The sequence below is a fragment of the Kushneria phyllosphaerae genome (assembly GCF_900312995.1).
Classification (GTDB): domain Bacteria; phylum Pseudomonadota; class Gammaproteobacteria; order Pseudomonadales; family Halomonadaceae; genus Kushneria; species Kushneria phyllosphaerae.
Map to the genome: position 1 here is coordinate 166,962 of NZ_ONZI01000002.1, position 21,474 is coordinate 188,435.

The window sequence follows — 21,474 nt, forward strand, 5'->3', positions numbered from 1 at the left end:
TTCTCCAGGTCAGGATCCAAAAGGCGGCAATCCTATCATCTCCACGGCGCAAGAACCCTGCCATGTGGTGCATTTGTATCGTAACCCCTCGCTTCTCCCTTTCGTGACCTCCTTTTGACCGTTCATGAACCGCCTGATCGCTGGTCCGTGCCGCTGCCATGATCAAAACCCTTTCTTCCGAGCCCTCGGGGCTATTCCACGATGACCGGTGGCGTCCTATGATGCGCATATTTCCATTGGGCTGCGGAGTGCGTCATGTCACGTTTGCGTATTGTTGTGGATCACCCCAGCGACTGGCGTCCCTACTATCCCAGTGATGATCTGGTCAGCGCCGATGACTTTCTGGCGCTGGAAGAAACCACCGATCAGGATCGCTCCACCCACGTCATCAACCTGTGCAGCGGGCTGGATTATCTGGAAACCGGCTACTACGTCTCGCTACTGGCCCAGGCGCGCGGGCAGCGCGTGCAGCCTGATGTGGAAACGCTCAATCAGCTCAAGCGCAAGGTATTGATCGATCTGCAGCTGGACGGCCTCAACGACATGATGGCCGACCTGGACCGCCGCGGCGCCCTGCAGGGAGATCGACTGGATCTGCGACTTTTCTTTGGCGATACCGGCAATGAGGCGCTGGCAAGACTCGGACGCCGGCTCTTTTCACATTTACCCTGTCCGATCATGGAGGCACGGTTTACCCGGCGCCACGGTGACTGGCGACTGGCGCGGTTGAAAGCGCTGTCGCTGAGAGACATTGCACCGGACGAGGAAGACCGCTTTGCACGGGCCCTTAACGGCCACTCGCGCCAGGTCTGGCGCACACCTGCCGCCAAACGACGCTATCGCTATGACCTGGCCATTCTGGTTGACCCGAAGGAGGCCATGCCGCCCAGCAACAAGAGTGCGATCAAGCAGTTCATTCGCGCCGGGCGCTCGATGGGCATTGATGTCAGCCTGATCACCCGTCGCGATGAAGGCAGGCTGGCCGAATTCGATGCCCTGTTCATTCGGGAAACCACGCAGCTTGATCATCATACCTGGCGCATGGCGCGGCGCGCCGAACACGAAGGACTGGTCGTGATCGATGACCCCCAGTCGATCCTTCGCTGTACCAACAAGGTCTATTTGCATGCCCTGCTGCGCGCCAGGGGTATTCCGGCCCCCGAGGGCCACCTGCTCAACCGCAGCGACCTTGATCGTCTGGACACGCTGGCCGACACCCTCGCCTTCCCACAGGTACTGAAAATACCGGACGGGGCCTTTTCCCGCGGTGTGGTCAAGATCAGCTCCAAAGCGCAGTTGATCGAGGAAGCCCGACGCCTTTTCGAGGATTCGGCCCTGCTGCTCCTGCAGGAGTGGATGCCTACCGAGTACGACTGGCGTATCGGCATTCTGGATGGACAGGTGCTGTTTGCCAGCCGCTACTACATGGCCCGCGGCCACTGGCAGATCTATGACCACAGTGGCGGAAGAGTACGCAGCGGTGGATTTGAAACGATGGACCCGGCCCAGGCACCCGAGAAGGTGATTAAAACCGCGCTCAAGGCCACGCGTTTGATTAGCAACGGTCTTTACGGGGTCGATCTCAAGCAAAGCGGTGATCGGGTCGTGGTCATTGAGGTCAACGATAACCCCAATCTGGATGTTGGCGTAGAAGATGTCGTGCTGGGGCCAGAGCTTTACCGGCGCATCATGGCGTGGTTTCTGGATCAGATGGAGCGCAAGCGCCAGCCCAGGCAGGTGACGGGCCGCCAGCCACCGAGCTCATGAACGTGCCGAGAGCGTCACATTGACCTGATAGCCGGTGTACTTGCGCAGATTGATGACGCCGGTGTCCAGAATCAGATACTGGCCTTTCATGCCCATCAGGCGCCCTTCAACCTGCGGCGTGCGGTCCAGGTTGAAGGCGCTGACACGTTCGGGCCAGGCCAGCACCGGATAATCAAATCGGGCCACGGACTGCTCGCCATGCGCCTGGATATTGTCTTCACCGAACTGCGTCCTGAGCGAGGCAATCCCCGGGGCCAGCCGGGTCATCAGATCATCTCTCAAGGCGATGAGGTCGACATCGGCGACTTCGCCCTTGAGCATGCGCTGCCAATGGGTGCGATCACTGATTTCGCTTTTAAACAGCGTTTCGACCATACCCGACTGACGACGCGACGCCACTGACAAAATGGGCAGGGCCTGAACTGCCCCCTGGTCGAGCCAGCGCGTGGGCATTTGAGAGGGTTTGGTAATGCCGACCTTGGCCCCCGAGCTGCTGGCCAGATACACAACGTGGGGTGCAAAGCAGTGTCGCTCGCCCCATCCGGGCTCACGACAGGTGCCCTGAAAATAGTGGCAGCGCTCGGGGGCCATCATGCAGGTATCGCAGCGCGCCAGACGCCGAAAGCAGGGGTAGCAATGGCCCTGACCAAAACTCTTGCGGGTGGGCTGCTGGCAGTGAACGCAGATGATACGGCCGGTGGACTGAAGTGCAATGCTGTGACCCAGCCAGACGTTGAGCGGCTGACTGTGATCACCGACGCGCAGCTGATAGTGCGCTCGGCCTGCGGTGTCCACCGTGATGGCCATTCGGGACAGCCCCCCGGCGCATTCACGTCGGGCATCGGGTGGCGTCTGGAGACACCAGAGCGTTTCGAGGTCTAATTGACCCATTTAATGCTGTCGCCCTGGGCCTCGCCATGCTGGTCACTGCCGCAGCCATGACGGTCGATGTGTCCTGTGCGCTGCTCGGGCGATACGTTGCGTCTTGCCTCAAAACGCAGAATCGCCTCGAGACACAGCTCGCGCTGCTCACGGCTCAAGGCGCGACCATCAGGCCACTTGCCAAGCTCCACGCCCCGCTTGAGCCCTTCATACATCTGCGGCGTCAGCTGCTCGATCATGCGCTCGAAATTCATGTCGCTCATGGTTTATCCGTCAATATCCCTGTGTTTGTGTCTGGGCCCTGTTTGATGCGGATGGAAGCGCGAGCCCAGAAGCCCGGCTGCCAGCCCCAGCAATAGCCCGCCCAGATGGGCCTCATTGGCCACGTTCCCAAAACCGAGCCAGCCGGCCGCCGGCGTCATGCACAGCACCAGCCACCCCACCATGAACACCATCAGCATGGCCGGAAACTGGAAACCACTGTCAGGCACCAGACGCGAATAGAGCCAGACAAAGCCGACCAGTGCATAGACCACGCCGGACATACCGCCAAAGAGCACCGTACCGGTGGCGTACTGGGCAAGATTGGACACCAGCATGCCCGAAATCAACAGGGCCAGCAGCCGCCAGCGCCCCTGCAGCACCTCTACCTGCCGGCCAAAATACCAGAGCCAGAGCAGGTTGAAGACCAGATGCATCAGGCTGAAATGCAAAAAGGCCGGGGAAAACAGCCGCCAGATCTCCGCCTGTGACAGGGCGTAGCCCAGAGTAGAGGCATAAAGCTGCTGCCCCTCGATGGCAATGGGAGCAATGGCCAGCGCCGTCAGCGCCTGAATATTATCGATCCCCTGCCATGCAAAGACGGCCACACACATGACAATCACAAGGGTGGTCACGGGTGCAGAGCGCAACGCCCCCATGACCGAGCCTGCGCGAGCGACCGGCTCATGATGCGCATCCAGCGTCATGGCGACACCCTGATGCCACTTGTCGATCAGCTCGCGCGCCTGATCGAGCTGGACATCCTCGATCAGCCAAAGCACCTGTCCGCTCTGGTCACGCGAGTAGTGATGGCCGATGCGATGCTTCCAGAGTGCGTGGCGCAACCCGTCAATATCGGCATCAAGAGGAAAACGCAGCGCCTGAGGCATGCTGACTCCATTTGAGACTGGAACCTGCCAGCCGGTCATGCTTATGGATTCTGACGTTAAATGACAAACACAAAAAGAAGTCCGGCGGAGAGGGTCCGCCGGACAAGAGCAAGGGATCATTCAAGGGAACACTTACTCTGACGACAGTGTGGCTCAAAAGTTCCGAACGCATTCAAAAAATCCGGGTTTTATTTAATGACCATCTTTACATCTCAGGCATCGACCCAGCAAAACTGCCCGGCATCCAGCACTGACTCGCCATCGAAGCGGTAGGCGACCAGACGACCGCCCCTGACGGCACTGTAATCCAGACAGGCGATATTGGGTGTCGCCAGGCTTGGAATACCTTCACACCAGTAATGACCGACAAAAAGCGGGCGCTGTGAAGAATCATAATGTACCAGCCTGCGCCGCTCGTCGTCGCGAAGCGGCCGATCCTCGAATTCCGGTGGCAGCGGGTCGGGCTGAAAGACCACATCACCATAGGTCTGCGGGGAGCGTGCCCAGAAATGCGTGCGAAACAGGCCTCGCCGGGCGCCATCCAGCGAGCGAATCATCTGCCCGTTGGGCAGACGCAGCTGTGTCCCGCGGGTCGTGCGATCCAGCACACGATGTTCAGGACTGCCCGCCTCACTTGCCGCCAGTAGAAACCGTCGATCAATCCGACCATCCGGGCGTTCTGCCAGAAAGGGACGCAGCAATGCCTCGTCCCAGCAGGCATGCGCCACACGAAAATGCTCGAATTCAAGGCACAGTGGCATTTCCAAAAACCACTCGAGATATGAGGCCCAAAGCCCGGGTGCCCGCTCAAACTGCTTGAGCGTTTCATGCATGACCCGTTCACTGCGGCCCCCGACACGCGGCAGGGTGAAATCGCGCCCCCCTTCTCTCAGGCATTGCTTCAGGGCATGAGCTTCATGATTGCCCATCACCACCAGCGCGGTGCCCGCATCCACCATACGGCGCACGATGTCGAGCGCCTTCTGGACATGAGGGCCGCGATCGATCAGATCGCCCAGAAAGATGGCGCGCCGCGAGTCATGGGTATACACCCCGTCCTGTCGCCGATAGCCCATCCGCTCCAGCAGACATTCGAGCAGGTCACCGCAGCCATGAACATCGCCGATCAGGTCAAACCCCTGATCGGCCTGCGAGGCAGACACTTTTTGGGCCGGCTCAACCAACAAGGCCACTGCTCCAGCCCAGCTTGCTGCGACAGGCTTCGAAATAGCTGTATCCCGGCGGATGAAGCAGCTTCAGGTATTCAGGCTTGCGTCGAATGGAAATCATGTCACCGGGCTGTACCACCACCTTCATCTGCCCGTCACAGCTGACCTGAAGCTCGGCATCGTGGCTGTCCACGACCTCCAGCAGGATGTCACTTGCAGCGTCGACCACGATCGGTCGACTCGACAGGGTATGCGGGAACATCGGCACCAGTACGATCGCCTCGAGCCGGGGATGCAAAATGGGGCCGCCCCCGGAGAGCGCATAGGCCGTGGACCCCGTCGGGGTTGCCACGATCAGACCGTCGGAGCGCTGGCGATAGACAAACTGGCGATCGATATAAAGCTCGAACTCGATCATGCGTACGGCCGCGGCCGGATGGAGCACGACATCATTGAGGCTGCAGGCCGACCCGATGACAACGCCATCACGCCTGACCTCGGTATCCAGCAGAAAACGCCGCTCCACCTCGTATTGGCCGTTGAGCACCTCATCAACGCGATGCTCGACCTCATCGGGATTGATGTCGGTCAAAAACCCCAGTCGACCGCGATTGACCCCTAGAATGGGAGTATTGAAGCGACACAGCATGCGCCCGGCGCCCAGCAGACTGCCGTCACCGCCGACCACAATGGCCAGATCACACTGTCGACCGATCTCTTCAAGCGAAAGACTGGCGACCTGTTGCAGCGAGCAGGTCCTCGCAGTCTCCGTTTCCAGAGACACCTCAAGCCCGCGAGATGTCAGAAACTCCGTCAGACGCTCAAGTGTTTCAACGACCTTGTCACTGTCAGGCCGCCCCACCAACCCTACCCGGTTGAACTGTGTCATGCCCCGTCCAGACTGTTTCATCGAGCCGGCATTATGCGTTCAGCTCGACAGAGGGGTAAACCACGCCCTCATGAAAATTCAGCCGATGCAGAAGGTGACAGGGCTGAACGCCGGCGCCACCATTCGCTGCCCAGCAGGGCCAACAGCATGACAGCGCCCCCCAGCGCGATGCGGGAAAGGTCCGCCTCGCGATTCCAGATCAACAGATTGACCAGAAGCCCGGCAGGAATCAGCAGATTATTCATGACGGCAAGCGTTGCAGCATCGACGCGTCGAGCGCCCTGATTCCATAAAAAATAGCCCGCGCCCGAAGCCGCCATGCCCAGCCATGCCAGCACGCCCCACTGCACCGATGTCGTTGGCAGATTGGAAGCATCCCCCAGCAACCACCAGGCCGGTACAGCGACCAGCAGCGCCCCGATGTAGAACCAGCCAAACACATTCAGAGCCGGAAACGACCCTTCAACACCGCGCATGAGATGTCGGTAACCGACCTGACCAATGGCAAAGCACAGATTGGCCCCCTGCACCATGAGAAAGCCGGTCCAGAACGCCTCACTGACACCCTGGTAGCGAATCAGCGCCGCACCCAGCACGGCAAGCACCGCCATCGCCAGCTGGAAAACATCCAGCCGACGACATATAAGATTGTCCAGCAACGCAATATAGATCGGCGTAAAAATGGTAAACAACAGGATTTCCGGCACGCTGAGCAGCACAAAGGACTGGTAATAGCACACATACATCAATCCCAGCTGTATGGCGCCTATGCCCATCAGTCCCAGTGTTCGCCGCCGGTCCAGCAGGCGCGGGCGAAGCCAGGGCAAAAATACCAGACAGGCAAGCGAGATACGCGTTAATACGGCAAAATAGCTGTCCACCTGACCGGCCAGATACACACCGATCAGACTGAACGAGAAGGACCACAACAGTGTGACCCCGAGTAGATAGCCCATATGCTTTGTCAACCAGATAGATTTTCAAGGTTAACAACAATTATACGCTTGACCGAATGCCTCAAGGCAACCCGGCAGCTCACCTTTATGGCCTCACCCGGCCCGCAATCCTCCAGCGACTGGTCAGGCCAAGGCATCGGAGAGGTCACGGTCAGCGGTGACGACGCCACTTTTCGCTTTCATGAACAGGGCCATTTCACTCATGCAAACGGCCGCAGGATGGCCTTCAGCAATGTCTATCGCTTTGAGGTTATCGAGGATCGCATAGAGCTTTATCACGAACGCCGCGGCCAAAAAGAGGCCGTGTTTCTGTTTCCACTGATCGTGGTAGAGGAAAACCGATTGATGAGCCTCTCCCCGCACCTGTGCGTGCGGGATCTCTACAGCGGCGAACTGATCATGACAGACGGCGGTTTTGATCTGACCTGGACGGTTGAAGGACCACGCAAACAGGAGCACATCCACTACATCTATCGATAGCAATGGATCATGTAGGGGTAGGTAATGAGTAGACAGAAACAGGGGGAACCTGGCTTGCGCCATAACATTAGCCAACCCTTTCCAATTATCCCTTCCTATTACGACCTTTGTCTTATTCAAATATCATGATGAGACTCTGTCCCATACACTGAAGGATGTTTTCTGGCAGCGGTTTTTTTACCGCAGTATTTCAATAATACATGGAGCAAATGATGGAATTGCAAAATCGTGAAGGACAGTATGTTCCGGAAGTGACCCTCAAACAGCGCAAGGGCGGCGAGCTGGTCGATGTCCAGACCAAGGATATCTTTGCCAATCGCACCGTCGCCGTTTTCTCCCTTCCGGGCGCTTACACCCCGACCTGTTCCTCCACGCATCTGCCGCGCTACAACGAGCTGGCAGAACAGCTTTTCGCCAGCGGCGTTGATGAAATCCTCTGCCTGTCCGTCAATGACGCTTTCGTCATGGAAGCCTGGGGCGAGCATCAGGAAGCCGAGCACCTGACCCTGCTGGCTGACGGCAACGGCGACTTCACCGAAGGCATGGGCATGCTGGTGGACAAGACCGATCTGGGCTTTGGCAAGCGCAGCTGGCGCTATTCGATGGTCGTTCGCGACGGCAGGATCGAGAAGATGTTCATCGAGCCGCAAAAACCGGGCGACCCCTTTGAGGTTTCCGACGCCGACACCATGCTCGATTACCTCAACCCCGAAGCAGATCGCCCCAGCTTTGCTACCATTATCAGCAAGCCGGGCTGTCCGCACTGTGCACGCGCCAAGCAGGCGCTGGCCGATAGCCGTATTGCCTATGAAGACATCACCATCGGCAATCGCGACATCACCAGCCGCTCACTGCGCGCCATGACCGGCCATGCCACCGTACCGCAGGTATGGATTGATGGCCGCCACATCGGCGGTGCCGAGGATCTGAAGGCGCATCTCGACCAGGCCGTTGCCTGATCACCTGATCACCTGCCTGATCATGACGGCCACCTTCGGGTGGCCGTTTTTATGTGTACAGTTCCCTACTGTTTATCCAGGCAATGGAGCCTCAGCATGCAGGAAAGACGCGTAGACGTTGCCATCATTGGCGCAGGAAGCGCCGGGCTGGGGGCCTATCATGCGGCCCGGGCCCACACTGACAGCGTCATCATGATCGAAGGAGGCCCCTACGGCACCACCTGCGCCAGAGTAGGCTGCATGCCCAGCAAGCTCTTGATTGCGGCTGCCGATGCCGCGCATCACGCTCGTGACGCTGACGCCTTTGGCATCCACATTGATGGACACCTTCGCATCGACGGCCGCGATGTCATGGCGCGCGTCCAGCGCGAACGCGACCATTTCGTTGATGGCGTCATCGACTCGGTGGAAAGTATCGACGCCGATCAGCGCCTTCGGGGCCATGCCACCCTTGAAAGCACCAACACGCTGATCATCGACGATCATACCCGCGTTCATGCAAAGCGAATCGTCATTGCCACCGGTTCCAGTCCCGATTATCCAGACTTTCTCAAGGCTGCCGGCGACCGCCTGATTACCAACAACGACCTCTTTTATCTGGACGACCTGCCTGAATCAGTGGCCGTATTCGGCCCAGGCGTGGTGGGCCTGGAACTGGGACAGGCGCTGTCACGGCTAGGCGTTCGAGTACGCATGTTTGGTGTCAGCGGAGGCATCGGCCCGATCAGCGACCCCGCCATTCGCGAGTATGCTGATCGGCAGTTCAATACCGAGTTCTATCTCGACCCCGAAGCCGAGACGCGCCATGTGGCACTCATCGACGAGCGGGTAGAAGTCACCTTTATCGAGCGCGGCAGCGAGCGCGAGGTGACCGAGCAGTTTGACTATCTGCTGGCGGCCACAGGGCGTCCGCCCAATCTTGAAGGCCTGAAGATCGCTCATGCGGATCTGCGCATGAATGAGGGACTGCCGGTATTTGATCGCTATACGCTGCAGTGTCAGCGCCAGGATGGCACGCCGTCCTGCATCTTTATCGCAGGGGACGCCAATGCCGAGCTGCCGCTGCTGCATGAAGCCTCTGATGAAGGCCGTATTGCCGGTGACAACGCCGGTCGCTATCCGGACATCCGCGCCGGCCAGCGTCGCTCCATGCTGACAGTGGTCTTCACCGACCCACAGATTGCCATTGTCGGACTGTCATGGACCGAGATAGAGAAGCGCCCACGCGACAGTTACGCCATCGGTGAGGTCAACTTTGAACATCAGGGGCGCGCTCGGGTCATGCGCCAGAATCAGGGCCTGCTGCGCGTCTATGGTGAACAGGGCTCGGGACTGTTTCTTGGCGCTGAAATGCTGGGGCCGGATGCAGAACACCTTGCCCATTTAATGGCATGGTGTCACCAGCAGCGCATGACCGTAGCGCAAATGCTCGAAATGCCCTTCTATCACCCCTGCGTTGAAGAAGGCCTGCGCAGCGCGCTGCGTGATCTCAATGGCAGACTCCGACTGGGCCCGGCCATGGCACAGCACTGCATGGATACCGGACCCGGCAGCTAAACGCTCTCACAGCTCTGGATGCTTTTGTCCGGATTCGCGAATCAACCCGACCCATCGATTGAATCCAGGGTCCATGACACAGTGGCTGCCGGCACAATTCTTCGACAGCCCTCAGGAGCCAGACATGGCCGACTACATGATTACCTGTGATCTAAAACGTCCGGGTCAGGAATATCACTACCTGATCAGGGCATTGGGACGCTATCCGGACAGTTTGCACATACTCGAGACAACTTGGCTTGTCAGAACCATGGCCACGCCCGATCTTGTTCTGGCCGATCTTGAGCAATATGTGGACATTGAAGATCAGATGTTCATTGCCGCCATTCAGACCCCGGCGGCCTGGTCGGACAGTCTGGGAGTCAATCGGGTGCTGGATTTTTTCAGCCGGGCCTGAGGTCAAGACACCCATGCATCAGCGTTTACTGACTGTCTGAAAACACGTTGGCCGTAAGCGCTCAGCAGGTGATGAGCCACATAAAAACGGAGGCAGCGCCGCTGGTTCGGTTTGCAGAAGTTTGGACAGCGAGAGAGGAAATGCAGGAAGAAATGGAGCGGGCAATGGGACTCGAACCCACGACATTCAGCTTGGGAAGCTGACGCTCTACCAACTGAGCTATACCCGCATGGTGCTCATCATAAAAGTACCTGTCGGCAAACACAAGCAGCGCGCTACAAAGCGCTGTTTTTATGGCAAAAAGACAGCGCGCAAAAAAAATTTCCAAATTTGGGGATCAAACCGGAAATACCACGGTCCTATTATGCAAGACGTTCTTCTTCAGTCGCTGAGGAATGCGTTTTGGTTTAACTGTTCCTTGCATGGCCGCCACCTCGTTGTGGCGGTTTTTTTATGTCGGTCCAAAGCTTTCACGAAAAAGTCTCTTCAGGAAAAGGCCTCTTTAGATAGGCCCCTGTCTCTTTCCTCCCCTGCCACCACACTTCTACTTTCCGGATTGTCTTTAAAAGCAGCCAGCAGGGTCAGAACACGCGCTATCCTGTCATGACCTCATTGAGGCCGTGCTCGGTAATCCGACCACAGCACTGATCAAAACAGGGCCTTCCAAACAGACGACACACCCTGTGACGTGAGTCATGCTCCTGCCATATCGCATCAATCAGTCCTCTTCGGGACAGATAGCGCACGGCGCGGGCGAACTCGACATCCGTGACGCCAAATTCGATCGCCTTGACATACACACGTTGGTATCGGCCTGTATTGAGCAGGCGAGTCAAAATGGCCAGCTCAAGTGAGTCAAGGGATTGCATGCCGGACGAGTAAGCCTTTTAGCATTACATGGGTTAATAATTTGCTACTTGCGGGGATTATACCGACCAGCTACCAAGGCTAAAGTATTAAAAGAAACAAATTTTGTGATCAATTTATTTAATTTTGAAAACACTGCATTAATTATACTTTATCAATGTCGCCAAATAGCGACATTTTGCAGGGAACATCGGCGTTAAAGCCTCCCAGTGCAAGTCAAAAGCCAGCCTTAATATTTACATAATGTTACCAAAACCCTGCCGATTTAATCGTGCGTTAATTCATTGCCCTGTCAGAAATGTCATTAATGATCTCCTGACCTTCACACAGAGCCTCCATGATCCTCCTGATCGTTTTTGCCCTTGCTGCCATTGGCATCTCCTTTATCTGTTCGGTACTTGAAGCAGCGCTGCTTTCCCTGACCCCCAGCCACATCGCACGCCTGCAGGAATCAAAACCGGCACTGCACCGCTCCTTGAGCCATCTCAAGGACAACGTTGACCGCCCCCTTGCCGCCATTCTCACGCTCAATACCATTGCGCATACGGTCGGAGCGACAGGTGTGGGCGCACAGGTATCGGTCGTTTTCGGCGAAACATGGATTGGGGTGGCCTCTGCCATCATGACGTTGTTGATCCTGGTTTTGTCGGAGATCCTGCCCAAGACCATCGGTGCCCGTTACTGGCGCCAGCTGGCGCCGATTCTGGCGCCTACGCTCAAGGCCATGATCTGGGTGCTGCTGCCCTTTATATGGCTATCGGAGCAGATCACGAGCCGAATTGGCAGCGGCAAGGAAGACGACGTCGATGTTCGCGAAGAGATCAAGGCCCTGGCGAAGCTGGGCCAGGAACGAGGGGTAGTGGATGCCGATGAAGGCAGGACCATCGTCAACATTCTCAACCTTCACAACATTCCCGTTCGGGAAGTCATGACGCCGCGCACGGTATGCACCACCGTGACGCCCACAATGACCGTCAAAGAATTTGATGCCGGCTACAGCGACCTGCCCTTTACCCGCTACCCCGTCATGACGCCGCCGGAACAGACCATGGGCTATATCCACAAGATGGACGCCTACCACGCCGGCGACGACGCGACGCTTGAGTCGATCATGCATCCCATCGATTCAGTAGACAGCAAGGACAGCGTCGAGCAGGTGTTCATCCGCATGCTCAATGATCACCATCACATGTGTGTGGTGTATGACGATCATGGCAACTGGGTGGGCGTTTTGACGATGGAAGATATTCTCGAAACCATTCTGGGCCAGGATATCGTGGATGAAACCGACGATGTCTCCAATCTTCGACATCACGCCAGACAGCTCTGGCTCAAGCGTATTCGGCGCAGTCGAGAAGGCACCGCCAACGACATGCTGACCAAACGCTGACCCTCTCGGTTGAGGGTCGGAGCATGCTAGAATGGCGTTTCGCTTCGGCCACCGATGACCCCCATGGCTACCTTTTTGCTGACCTTTGTCGTCTGTCTGCTGATCTGCGGTTTCATGGTCGCGGCATTGCTGTTGTCGCGAACGCCGCGATATCGCACCAGTGCCGACGACCTGCTGACCCTGCTTGACGAGACGCTGGAAAACCGTGTCTCCGAGGCACGCTGGCACACCATTGTCGGCTACCCGATTCGCCACGACCCCTACCTTGAAAATGTGCGCCGACGCTGTCAGGCCATCATGGATGAATATGGTCAGCCCTGGCGCTTTGAGCAGGGGGGATCGCTCTTTTCAGGGACCGGGCTTGAGGAGATTCGTGCCCTGCGTCAGCATCTGACAGCGCGACTGTCGCTCAACGACCGACGCACCTTTTGAGTCAGATCAATGAGCGTCCTCTGTCCGGATATTGAACTGCCATGACCATCGCGCTGACCAGCACCAACGTCATTCGCCGTGCACCGCTCGAGGAGATTTCCCAGGCGCATTCTCACCCCTTTCACCAGATCGTGATCGGGCTGGAGGGTGAAGCGGAAATCATCATTGACGGTCGCCCGCTGCATATTTCACCGTTTCATGGCTGTACCATCCCGGGTGATCGGGAGCACTGCTATCGCGGTATTGGCAACAACTCACAACTGCTGCTGGATCTTTTTGATGACGCGCCGGGTTTGTCAGGCGCCTATCGACATCACTTCCAGCTGTTCTCTCAACCTCTGCATTTCGAGCTCGACAGCGCAGCCCGTGCCTATCTCACCTTCATGGTGGAGGAAATCACGCATCAGCCGGACGTCGATCGCGATCTATTGATCACGACCCTGCTGTCGATCCTCTCCCATCGCCTGCTTGATCGGCAGGCAACTCCACAGTCGCGACTCGATCTTGTCATGCTGGACCATTACATCGAACAGCATCTGGCCCGCGGCATTCGTGTTGAAGACCTCGCCGGTCTGGCCCACCTCTCCAGTGCCCACTTCACCGAGCTTTTTCGGATACGTACGGGCCTGCCCCCCTATCAATACATTCTGCGCAAGCGCCTCAATGCCGCCCGCAAACTACTGCTGGAATCCCGTTTACCCCTGGTTGATATTGCCGAGCGCTCGGGCTTTGCCAATCAAAGCGCCCTGTCACATGCCTTTAGACGCCATTTCGGTCACTCCCCGGGCGCACTGCGCCAGACGACTGGCTCATAGGCAAATCGATCCAGCATCAACCATTACGCTCCCGTCGTCCAAGAGCAACGCTTAAGACCAAAGATGAATTGCTGATACAGTCACTTTTTTGCCTTACCGGCCGGCCTGCACAACTCCCGTCAATCTGACAATCCTTCCCGGCAAATCGACAAGACGGCGCTGCTCGAGGCGGCCTAAAGTCAAAAAAGTCACCATCCTCTTGTAACCGCCGGCCATCGGTGTGCTGCCCGTGTGCGTTCCCATCACCTGCGCTGGCTGCCCGTCGCGGCAAGGAACTTCACTATGCTCAAAAGCCAACAAATACTGGATGCCAACACCTGGCAGCAGACGCCTGAAGCCCTTTTTGATCGCATCAGCGATCACTACATCGTTAATGAAAATGATCTGGTGCGGGAGTTCATCGAGCTTCTGCAGACCGATGAAAAGGATTTCAAGCGAATTGCTGATCGCACCGCAGCGCTGGTACGCGAAGTTCGCGCCATGGATACCGCGGTGGATTCCATTGATGAGCTTTTGCAGCAGTACAGCCTGGGCACGCAGGAAGGCCTGATGCTCATGTGTCTGGCAGAAGCTCTGCTTCGGGTACCCGATACCGCCACGACCGATGCCCTGATCGAGGATCGTCTCAGTGTCGGTGACTGGGAAAAGTACGCCGGCCAGAGCGAATCCTGGTTCGTCAACGCCTCGACCTGGGGGCTTTTGACCACCGGTCGTGTGATCAAGCTGGACCATCCTCAGGATGGGCGCCCGGCGGGGTTCATTAACCGCATGGTCAACCGCATGGGCGAGCCGGTCATTCGTCAGGCCATGCGCCAGGCGATGAAGGTCATGGGCCGCCAGTTCGTACTGGGTCGCGATATTGACGAAGCGCTCAAGCGTTCAAAGCCGCAGTTTGACAAGGGCTACACCTATTCATATGACATGCTGGGGGAAGCCGCGCTGACCCGTCAGGATGCCAAGCGCTATTTCGACGACTATGCCAGCGCCATCCGCGCTGTTGGCAAGACAAGCCAGAAGCTTTCTTCAAACACGCCGGCGCCTTCGATCTCCATCAAGCTCTCGGCGCTCCATCCCCGCTATGAGTCCGGGCGGCGCGAGCAGGTCCTCAAGGAACTGGTCGGCACCGTTCAACAACTGGTCGAACTGGCGCGCGGGCTGGATGTGGCCCTGACCATTGATGCCGAAGAAGTGGATAGACTCGAGCTGTCCTTCGACGTTTTCAAGGCGGTCTATACCTCCAGCGCCTGCCAGGGCTGGGGCAAATTTGGTCTGGTCATTCAGGCCTACTCCAAGCGCGCCCTGCCGGCACTGCAATGGCTGACGCGTGTGGCCGGCGATCAGGGTGATGAAGTGCCCGTGCGTCTGGTCAAGGGCGCCTACTGGGACAGCGAAATCAAGGAATCCCAGCAGCTCGGCGTCGACGGCTATCCGGTCTTTACCCGCAAGGCCTGTACGGATGTGTCCTACCTGGCCTGCGCCACCTATCTGCTGTCCGACAATACGCGTGGCCGCCTTTTCCCGCAGTTTGCCACCCACAACGCGCATACCATTTCGACCATTATCGATCTGGCCCATCAGGGCGATCGTGGCTTTGAATTCCAGCGCCTGCACGGCATGGGCGAAGCACTTTACGAGGCCGCCCTCAAGCAGGCCCCCAAAGGCACCTGGTGTCGCATCTATGCCCCGGTGGGTGCTCACAAGGACCTGCTCCCCTATCTGGTACGCCGCCTGCTGGAAAACGGCGCTAACTCCTCGTTCGTGCACCAGCTTGTCGACCCGCGCGTACCGGTAGATTCCCTGTGCGTTCATCCAGTCGAAAACCTGACAGGCGTTGGCCAGTACTTCAATGCCAATATCCCCATGCCGGAGGCAATTTTTCCCGACGGCCGCCGCAACGCCCGCGGCATCAATCTCAACGTCAGCAGTCAGTTCAAACCGCTAATGGAGGACATGGCGCCCTTTTTCAAGCGCGACTACAGTGCGGGACCGCTGGTAGGGTTTGACCTGAAAGACCAAAACGGTGAGCGCCACGACGTCATCTGCCCCTGGAACCATGGACACACCATCGGCCGGGTACGCTGGACCAGCGCCGAGGAAACCTCGCGTGCCATCGATGTGGCATGGAAGGCCTTCCCGGACTGGAACGACACCCCGGTCGAGAAACGCGCCGCCATTCTGGAGCGTTTTGCCGATCTGATGGAAAAGCACATGCCAGAACTGATGGCCATGTGCTGCATGGAAGGCGGCAAGCTGTTGCCCGATGGAGTGGCCGAAGTCCGCGAAGCGGTGGATTTCTGTCGCTACTATGCCGCGCGCGCCCGGGAAATCTTTGAGGCGCCCACGGTCCTGCCGGGACCGACGGGGGAATCCAACGAGCTCATCATGCAGGGCAAGGGAGTCTTTGCCACCATCAGCCCGTGGAACTTCCCGATCGCAATCTTCTGCGGTCAGACCGTGGCCGCTGCCGTGACCGGTAATACGGTGCTGGCAAAGCCCGCCGAACAGACCTCATTAATCGCCCATCGCGTCATCGAGCTTTTATATGAAGCCGGCATGCCGCGTGAGGTTGTGCAGCTGCTGCCGGGCGATGGCGCCACGGTAGGCGCCGTACTCTCGAGCGATCGTCGCATTACCGGTGTGGCCTTCACCGGCTCCACCCAGACAGCGCAGCTGATCAATCGCTCCCTGGCCGCCCGGGAAAACGCGCCGCTGCCAACCCTGGTAGCAGAAACCGGCGGTTTGAATGCCATGATCGTGGATTCCACTGCCCTGCCCGAGCAGGTGGTCAAGGATGTGGTGGCTTCGAGCTATCAAAGCGCTGGCCAGCGCTGTTCGGCGCTGCGTGTGCTGTATGTTCAGGAAGACATCGCCGAGCGCGTCATCGATACTCTCAAAGGGGCCATGGCCGAGCTCAGCATTGGCGATCCAACGCATCTGTCCACCGATGTTGGCCCGGTCATTGATGAAGACGCCCGAAAAGGCCTGCAGGCCCATATCGACCGCCTCAAGGGCGAAGGTCGTTTGATTGCCGAGACCGCCATTGATGCCGATATTGCCGCCAACGGCACCTTTGTTGCCCCGACGGCCTTTAAAATCGACGGCATTGATGCGCTGGAGACCGAGCAGTTTGGCCCCATCCTGCATGTGGCGACCTTCAAGGGCAGTGAGATCGATCAGGTCATCGATACCATCAATGAACTTGGCTATGGCCTGACCTTTGGCGTGCACAGCCGCAACGAAACCTTTGCCAATCGGGTGGCCAGTCGTATCCGGGTCGGCAATGTCTACGTCAATCGTAATATCATCGGTGCCGTGGTGGGCGTGCAGCCCTTTGGCGGGCAGGGCTTTTCCGGCACCGGTCCCAAGGCCGGTGGCCCCCATTATCTACTGCGTTTTGCCAATGAAAAAACGCGTACGATCAATACGGCAGCCCTGGGGGGCAATGCTTCCCTTCTGGCCATGGGTGACGGTTGATCCAGAACTCATGAGGCATGCGCGCGATGAAAAGCCATTTGTGGTTGAAAACAACGTCAACAACGGTTTTTCATTCGCGTGCGCCCTGCTCATGACCCTTGCAGGAAATCTTCCGGCCTAATAATCAGAACACAGGAGAAATTTATGGCTATCGGTGTCTGGATCAGCCTTTTCGCTTATTTTGCGCTCATGATCGCCATTGGCATTTATGCCATGCGCACGTCTACCTCTACTTCCGAAGACTATATGCTCGGCGGTCGAACCCTCAGTCCACAGGTGGCGGCCCTGTCGGCCGGCGCCTCGGACATGAGTGGCTGGCTGCTGCTGGGGCTTCCCGGCGCAATGTTCGCCTCGGGCCTTGGTTCGGCATGGATCGGTATCGGCCTGCTGGTGGGCGCCTTTTTCAATTGGCTGCTGGTCGCACCGCGTCTTCGTGAGCAGACGGTGCACTATGGCAATGCCATTACCATCCCGGCCTTTCTGGCCAACCGCTTCCCGACCCGGGCCATGTCCTTGCGGGTGGTCTCTGCCATCGTCATTGTAATCTTTTTTGCCATTTATACGGCCTCGGGCCTGGTCGCTGGCGGCAAGCTGTTTCAAAGCGCCTTCGCCGGTCTGATCAACATCGGCGGTCTGGGCGACTACGGCACGGGCATCGTTATTACGCTGGGCGTGGTGCTGGTCTATACGGTCGTCGGCGGCTTTCTGGCGGTCAGCCTGACGGACTTTGTTCAGGGCTGCATCATGATGCTGGCACTGGTGATCATGCCGGCTGTGGTGCTTTTCGGCGAAGGTGGTGGCGGTTTCACTCAGGCCTCACAGACCCTTAACGAGGTGGACCCCACGCTGTTGTCCTGGACGGATGGCCTGACCTTCATTGGCTGGCTCTCGGCTGTGACCTGGGGACTGGGGTATTTCGGACAGCCTCATATCATTGTGCGCTTCATGGCCATCCGGTCTCTGAAGGACGTGCCTGTGGCTCGAAACATCGGCATGAGCTGGATGCTCATTTCCATGATTGGTGCGGTATCGTTGGGGATCTTCGGCCGGGCCTATGCGGTTCGCAATGGCATGCAGGTCGACGATCCTGAAACAATCTTTATTATACTTGCGAACCTGCTGTTTCATCCGCTGGTGACCGGCTTCCTTTATGCCGCGCTGCTGGCCGCGATCATGAGCACCATTTCCAGCCAGTTGCTGGTGGCCTCTTCCTCCCTGACCGAAGACTTCTATCGCCTGTTTTTGCGCAAGCAAGCCTCCGAGAAGGAAGCGGTAACCGTCGGTCGAATCAGCGTGTTGCTGGTAGGTATCATCGCCGCCGTCATCGCCTCTGATCCGAACTCACAGGTGCTGGGACTGGTGAGCAACGCCTGGGCAGGCTTTGGCGCAGCATTCGGCCCGCTGATCCTGCTGTCCCTGATGTGGTCACGAACCAATGGCGCCGGTGCCATCGCGGGCATGGTCGTGGGCGCAGTGACGGTCATGGTCTGGATTGCGCTGGGCTGGAACGCCGAGTTCATGGGCGGCCCGGGCATTTATGAAATCATTCCGGGCTTCATCGCTTCCATGCTGGCTATCGTGATCGTCAGCAGAGCCACCAATGATTCCGGCGAGTACAGACAGATCTCTCGCTGATCGCGCCCTGGCAGCGCATCGAACGTTAAAAAGGGCTCCCGAGGGAGCCCTTTTTGATGGCGTTCAATGACGGACGTTGTCAGGATTTTGGACTATTCAACCGCTCGCCGGCCACTGTCAGCCCTGCCGGGCGATCTTAATGCACCTTGCTCAATGCAAAACGGATGATGGCCCGTACAACAAAAACGATCAGGGCAATCAGCAGCAGGGTCAAAAGCATTGAAGCGGGGTTGGTCATCAGCGTGGCCAGCAGTACCCCTGCCACGACCGACCAGGTGATTCGGTTGCCCTGCTCGTCATCAAGACGAAGAATGGCAGGCACCCACCGATTGACCATTTTGCCAAAACCACTTTCCCAGCCTTTCCAGGCCAGTGCGGTAGCAATGGCAAAAATAACGATCCAGATGACAGCAATGGTCATAAGCTCTCCTGCGCGAATGTTTGAGTGTCTATAATTCAGTGTGACCCCGAGCGAAATGCCTGTCCCGCTGGGCCCTCATGACGCCGGCCTGCACACAGGTAAGCACCATGCTGGCATGATATCGTAAAAAAAGCGCGATTGATGAGTCACTCGGGGTTGAAAAACATATGGCCGTCGCCATCTTGGTGGGTAAGCACGTCGGCACGCATTCATGGAGGCCATCCATGGAGACAATGCCCCGACAGTTTCAAAGCAACCAACACGTACTGACGCAAAAGGACCCTTATCATGCCGATCGAAGAAAACAAGGTAGTAGCGTTTCATTACACCCTGAAAAACGACGCTGGAGAGGTCCTCGACAGCTCTGAAGGGCGTGATCCGCTGTCCTATCTGCACGGTTCGGGCAACATTATTCCCGGCCTTGAGAAGGAGCTGTCAGGCAAGGAAGCAGGTGATACCCTTCAGGCGCGCGTTGAACCCAGCGAAGGCTATGGCGAAGTCCAGCCCTCTCTGGTGCAGGAAGTACCGCGCGATGCTTTCCAGGGTGTTGAAGACATTCAGCCGGGCATGCAGTTTCAGGCTCAGACCGAAGGCGGCCCGCTGCTGGTCACCGTCACCAAGCTTGAAGGTGACACCGTGACGGTTGACGGTAACCATCCGCTGGCAGGTGAAACCCTGAACTTTGACGTCAGCGTTGAATCTGTACGTGAAGCCAGTGCCGAAGAGCTCGAGCACGGCCATGTACACGGTGAAGGCGGCCATCAGCACTGATTGCCAACGCCCAGCGTTTAAAAAGGCAGCCTACGGCTGCCTTTTTTTATGTCTGCTCCAGTTGTTTCGCATCTAGCGAGACCGCAGCGCCCGGCACGTCATCACAAGCAAACCCGGCGCCGTTGGAAGGTCGGTCAAGCGCTCGATAGTTGAAGATCAGTCGCCAGATCAGCACCATCAGACAGAAACCGGCAAACCCGAAGCCGCTCCAGAAAAAAGGGTTCGGCCAGTAACAGGCCGCGATCAAAAGCAGTGTTCGCCCGGCACTGCCTGTCACAACATCGATCAGGCGCTCGATTCTGCCGGCATTGGCGGTCATTTTTTGCGCTTCTCGAAGCAGCGCAAACAGTCGCCGTTCAAGGTCAAACACGAGCGTTACGATCACCAGTGCAAGCGCTGGCAATATCAGCCGCTCTGGCTGATAGAGCGAAAGCCCGCCCATGACCGCCATGATCAGAATGATTTCCATGAAGGGCCGTAGATAGCGCTGCCTGACATCAAAGTGTCCAAGCGCGCTTGAGACCCAGCCTGACAGCATGCTCAACAGACGATAGATAACAACGAACAGGGCGGCCAGAAAAGGTTGATGTCCATACAGCAAGGGCATTGTGGCCATGCCGAACGTGATAGCAGAAAGAGCAAGCCCTGCCGGTAAAATACGCAGGGCAATCAGCTGGTGCGCCGTCCATGCCATGACGGTGTGACAAAAACGACGCAAACGAAAAATCAGTTGAGACATCCTCGGTACCAGCAGGCAAAAGAGGCGTCATTGTAGTGATGGGGCGCAACGACGTCGATGCCGGTTGAGTCAGACACGCCCTGACTCAGCTGCGACTGCACTCCAGAACGGCCAGAAAGCGATTATCGCGGCCTGTTTCACTGTCCACATAGAGGGTTCTGGCAATCCTTGGATCAAGCTGCTGACCACTACAGAAGGTACTGCCCGGGCTGCCGGAAAATGCAATGTTGTTCAGGGCAACCCCCTTGTGGGCATCATTGATCACCTGATCGACCACCATCTCATTGTTTTGCATCAGATGACCGTGCGTGACATACACGACGCGCCCGCCCTCGCGACACAGGGTAATGGCACGCAACAGCAACGACACAAGACGCTCTGAACGCTGGCGTGAAGATAGATGCCGACCCACCAGGGCCGGGATATCCAGCAGGACACGGTCAAAGGTGCCCACTTCTTCCAGCGACAGACGCTCATCATCAAGGCGGGTCATGATGACATTGTCTGGAACATGACAAAACTCAGTGCTTTCAAGCGACAGAGCACCCGTAATATTGGCGACCAGCTCCCCTCGTTCATCGAGCTTCCCGGCCATCTGGTGCATGCGCAGTCGACTGGCACCATACATGTCCAGCACACGGTGATGGGGTGCCATGTTCAGCAGAGATATTGAATGAGGGGTCGCGTACACGCTCGCCGCATGAGGCGCTAACGTCACATCGG

Annotated in this window: 21 protein-coding genes and 1 tRNA gene; 11 read left to right on the top strand and 11 right to left on the bottom strand. The window is 57.6% G+C overall.

What is annotated here, in order from left to right:
• The first annotated feature begins 255 nt into the window (after positions 1-255).
• A complete protein-coding gene (locus KSP9073_RS06630) occupies positions 256-1,767 on the top strand; it encodes a RimK family ATP-grasp domain-containing protein (RefSeq protein ID WP_108842201.1) in 1,512 nt (503 codons plus the stop codon).
• Here KSP9073_RS06630 and KSP9073_RS06635 read toward each other — a convergent pair.
• The 6 genes from KSP9073_RS06635 to KSP9073_RS06660 all read right to left on the bottom strand — a co-directional run bounded on the left by KSP9073_RS06635 (position 1,762) and on the right by KSP9073_RS06660 (position 6,814).
• A complete protein-coding gene (locus KSP9073_RS06635) occupies positions 1,762-2,574 on the bottom strand; it encodes a DUF2797 domain-containing protein (RefSeq protein WP_108842202.1) in 813 nt (270 codons plus the stop codon). The genes KSP9073_RS06630 and KSP9073_RS06635 overlap by 6 nt on opposite strands.
• Before the next feature lie 71 nt (positions 2,575-2,645).
• Complete coding sequence (locus KSP9073_RS06640; protein WP_108842203.1) at positions 2,646-2,912, bottom strand: YeaC family protein; 267 nt, start codon at positions 2,910-2,912, stop codon at positions 2,646-2,648.
• 3 nt (positions 2,913-2,915) lie between these two features.
• Positions 2,916-3,800 (bottom strand): rhomboid family intramembrane serine protease, encoded by an 885-nt coding sequence (locus KSP9073_RS06645; protein ID WP_108842204.1) that lies wholly within the window; start codon positions 3,798-3,800, stop codon positions 2,916-2,918.
• 212 nt (positions 3,801-4,012) lie between these two features.
• Entirely contained in the window at positions 4,013-4,987 is a 975-nt protein-coding gene (locus KSP9073_RS06650; RefSeq protein WP_243409149.1) for a metallophosphoesterase, read from the bottom strand.
• Positions 4,977-5,858, bottom strand: a complete 882-nt coding sequence (locus tag KSP9073_RS06655) for an NAD(+) kinase (protein ID WP_108842205.1) — start codon at positions 5,856-5,858, stop codon at positions 4,977-4,979. Before KSP9073_RS06655 ends, KSP9073_RS06650 begins: the two co-directional genes overlap by 11 nt.
• A 68-nt stretch (positions 5,859-5,926) precedes the next feature.
• Positions 5,927-6,814 carry a carboxylate/amino acid/amine transporter gene (locus KSP9073_RS06660; protein WP_108842206.1) on the bottom strand — a complete coding sequence of 296 codons (888 nt, stop codon included), beginning with the start codon at positions 6,812-6,814 and terminating at the stop codon, positions 5,927-5,929.
• Positions 6,815-6,901: 87 nt separating this feature from the next.
• Here KSP9073_RS06660 and KSP9073_RS06665 point away from each other — a divergent pair, with 87 nt between their 5' ends.
• The 4 genes from KSP9073_RS06665 to KSP9073_RS06680 all read left to right on the top strand — a co-directional run bounded on the left by KSP9073_RS06665 (position 6,902) and on the right by KSP9073_RS06680 (position 10,207).
• Positions 6,902-7,294, top strand: coding sequence for a DUF6314 family protein (locus KSP9073_RS06665; RefSeq protein WP_133240996.1), 393 nt, complete (start codon positions 6,902-6,904; stop codon positions 7,292-7,294).
• 212 nt (positions 7,295-7,506) lie between these two features.
• Positions 7,507-8,253, top strand: coding sequence for a glutathione peroxidase (locus KSP9073_RS06670; protein WP_108842208.1), 747 nt, complete (start codon positions 7,507-7,509; stop codon positions 8,251-8,253).
• A gap of 96 nt (positions 8,254-8,349) precedes the next feature.
• Positions 8,350-9,810 carry a dihydrolipoyl dehydrogenase gene (locus KSP9073_RS06675; RefSeq protein WP_108842209.1) on the top strand — a complete coding sequence of 487 codons (1,461 nt, stop codon included), beginning with the start codon at positions 8,350-8,352 and terminating at the stop codon, positions 9,808-9,810.
• A gap of 124 nt (positions 9,811-9,934) precedes the next feature.
• Positions 9,935-10,207: a hypothetical protein gene (locus KSP9073_RS06680; RefSeq protein WP_108842210.1), complete on the top strand. Its 273-nt coding sequence runs from the start codon at positions 9,935-9,937 to the stop codon at positions 10,205-10,207.
• 153 nt (positions 10,208-10,360) lie between these two features.
• Here KSP9073_RS06680 and KSP9073_RS06685 read toward each other — a convergent pair.
• Positions 10,361-10,436, bottom strand: a tRNA-Gly gene (locus tag KSP9073_RS06685).
• 364 nt (positions 10,437-10,800) lie between these two features.
• Complete coding sequence (locus KSP9073_RS06690) at positions 10,801-11,076, bottom strand: hypothetical protein (protein WP_108842211.1); 276 nt, start codon at positions 11,074-11,076, stop codon at positions 10,801-10,803.
• Between the two features lie 335 nt (positions 11,077-11,411).
• On the opposite strand from KSP9073_RS06690, the gene KSP9073_RS06695 reads away from it, so the two are divergent.
• From KSP9073_RS06695 to putP, 5 genes are all read left to right on the top strand, one after another.
• Complete coding sequence (locus tag KSP9073_RS06695; RefSeq protein WP_108842212.1) at positions 11,412-12,464, top strand: CNNM domain-containing protein; 1,053 nt, start codon at positions 11,412-11,414, stop codon at positions 12,462-12,464.
• Positions 12,465-12,527: 63 nt separating this feature from the next.
• Complete coding sequence (locus tag KSP9073_RS06700) at positions 12,528-12,896, top strand: hypothetical protein (RefSeq protein ID WP_108842784.1); 369 nt, start codon at positions 12,528-12,530, stop codon at positions 12,894-12,896.
• A 41-nt stretch (positions 12,897-12,937) separates the two neighbouring features.
• Positions 12,938-13,711 carry an AraC family transcriptional regulator gene (locus tag KSP9073_RS06705; protein WP_108842213.1) on the top strand — a complete coding sequence of 258 codons (774 nt, stop codon included), beginning with the start codon at positions 12,938-12,940 and terminating at the stop codon, positions 13,709-13,711.
• Between the two features lie 282 nt (positions 13,712-13,993).
• Entirely contained in the window at positions 13,994-17,185 is a 3,192-nt protein-coding gene (gene putA, locus KSP9073_RS06710) for a bifunctional proline dehydrogenase/L-glutamate gamma-semialdehyde dehydrogenase PutA (RefSeq protein WP_108842214.1), read from the top strand.
• A 144-nt stretch (positions 17,186-17,329) separates the two neighbouring features.
• Positions 17,330-18,820 carry a sodium/proline symporter PutP gene (gene putP, locus KSP9073_RS06715; protein ID WP_108842215.1) on the top strand — a complete coding sequence of 497 codons (1,491 nt, stop codon included), beginning with the start codon at positions 17,330-17,332 and terminating at the stop codon, positions 18,818-18,820.
• 136 nt (positions 18,821-18,956) lie between these two features.
• On the opposite strand, the gene KSP9073_RS06720 is transcribed toward putP, so the two are convergent.
• The gene (locus KSP9073_RS06720; protein ID WP_108842216.1) at positions 18,957-19,241 is read right to left on the bottom strand and encodes a hypothetical protein; all 285 of its coding nucleotides are present in this window, start codon (positions 19,239-19,241) and stop codon (positions 18,957-18,959) included.
• A 288-nt stretch (positions 19,242-19,529) separates the two neighbouring features.
• Between KSP9073_RS06720 and KSP9073_RS06725 the strand changes: the two genes are divergently transcribed.
• On the top strand, positions 19,530-20,012 hold the full coding sequence (locus KSP9073_RS06725) for an FKBP-type peptidyl-prolyl cis-trans isomerase (RefSeq protein WP_108842217.1): 483 nt from the start codon (positions 19,530-19,532) through the stop codon (positions 20,010-20,012).
• Positions 20,013-20,058: 46 nt separating this feature from the next.
• Here the strand turns inward: KSP9073_RS06725 and KSP9073_RS06730 are convergent, their stop codons facing one another.
• Both KSP9073_RS06730 and KSP9073_RS06735 read right to left on the bottom strand, forming a co-directional pair.
• Positions 20,059-20,751 carry a hypothetical protein gene (locus tag KSP9073_RS06730; protein WP_108842218.1) on the bottom strand — a complete coding sequence of 231 codons (693 nt, stop codon included), beginning with the start codon at positions 20,749-20,751 and terminating at the stop codon, positions 20,059-20,061.
• A gap of 85 nt (positions 20,752-20,836) precedes the next feature.
• On the bottom strand, positions 20,837-21,406 hold the full coding sequence (locus KSP9073_RS06735) for a class I SAM-dependent methyltransferase (protein ID WP_165814186.1): 570 nt from the start codon (positions 21,404-21,406) through the stop codon (positions 20,837-20,839).
• Positions 21,407-21,474: the final 68 nt, after the last annotated feature.

Coding starts and splice junctions, on each gene's coding strand:
- KSP9073_RS06630 (WP_108842201.1), top strand. CDS start 256: ATGTCACGTTTGCGTATTGTTGTGGATCACCCCAGCGACTGGCGTCCC.
- KSP9073_RS06635 (WP_108842202.1), bottom strand. CDS start 2,574: ATGGCCATCACGGTGGACACCGCAGGCCGAGCGCACTATCAGCTGCGC.
- KSP9073_RS06640 (WP_108842203.1), bottom strand. CDS start 2,912: ATGAGCGACATGAATTTCGAGCGCATGATCGAGCAGCTGACGCCGCAG.
- KSP9073_RS06645 (WP_108842204.1), bottom strand. CDS start 3,800: ATGCCTCAGGCGCTGCGTTTTCCTCTTGATGCCGATATTGACGGGTTG.
- KSP9073_RS06655 (WP_108842205.1), bottom strand. CDS start 5,858: ATGACACAGTTCAACCGGGTAGGGTTGGTGGGGCGGCCTGACAGTGAC.
- KSP9073_RS06660 (WP_108842206.1), bottom strand. CDS start 6,814: ATGGGCTATCTACTCGGGGTCACACTGTTGTGGTCCTTCTCGTTCAGT.
- KSP9073_RS06665 (WP_133240996.1), top strand. CDS start 6,902: ATGGCCTCACCCGGCCCGCAATCCTCCAGCGACTGGTCAGGCCAAGGC.
- KSP9073_RS06670 (WP_108842208.1), top strand. CDS start 7,507: ATGGAATTGCAAAATCGTGAAGGACAGTATGTTCCGGAAGTGACCCTC.
- KSP9073_RS06675 (WP_108842209.1), top strand. CDS start 8,350: ATGCAGGAAAGACGCGTAGACGTTGCCATCATTGGCGCAGGAAGCGCC.
- KSP9073_RS06680 (WP_108842210.1), top strand. CDS start 9,935: ATGGCCGACTACATGATTACCTGTGATCTAAAACGTCCGGGTCAGGAA.
- KSP9073_RS06690 (WP_108842211.1), bottom strand. CDS start 11,076: ATGCAATCCCTTGACTCACTTGAGCTGGCCATTTTGACTCGCCTGCTC.
- KSP9073_RS06695 (WP_108842212.1), top strand. CDS start 11,412: ATGATCCTCCTGATCGTTTTTGCCCTTGCTGCCATTGGCATCTCCTTT.
- KSP9073_RS06700 (WP_108842784.1), top strand. CDS start 12,528: ATGGCTACCTTTTTGCTGACCTTTGTCGTCTGTCTGCTGATCTGCGGT.
- KSP9073_RS06705 (WP_108842213.1), top strand. CDS start 12,938: ATGACCATCGCGCTGACCAGCACCAACGTCATTCGCCGTGCACCGCTC.
- putA (WP_108842214.1), top strand. CDS start 13,994: ATGCTCAAAAGCCAACAAATACTGGATGCCAACACCTGGCAGCAGACG.
- putP (WP_108842215.1), top strand. CDS start 17,330: ATGGCTATCGGTGTCTGGATCAGCCTTTTCGCTTATTTTGCGCTCATG.
- KSP9073_RS06720 (WP_108842216.1), bottom strand. CDS start 19,241: ATGACCATTGCTGTCATCTGGATCGTTATTTTTGCCATTGCTACCGCA.
- KSP9073_RS06725 (WP_108842217.1), top strand. CDS start 19,530: ATGCCGATCGAAGAAAACAAGGTAGTAGCGTTTCATTACACCCTGAAA.
- KSP9073_RS06730 (WP_108842218.1), bottom strand. CDS start 20,751: ATGTCTCAACTGATTTTTCGTTTGCGTCGTTTTTGTCACACCGTCATG.
- KSP9073_RS06735 (WP_165814186.1), bottom strand. CDS start 21,406: ATGGCACCCCATCACCGTGTGCTGGACATGTATGGTGCCAGTCGACTG.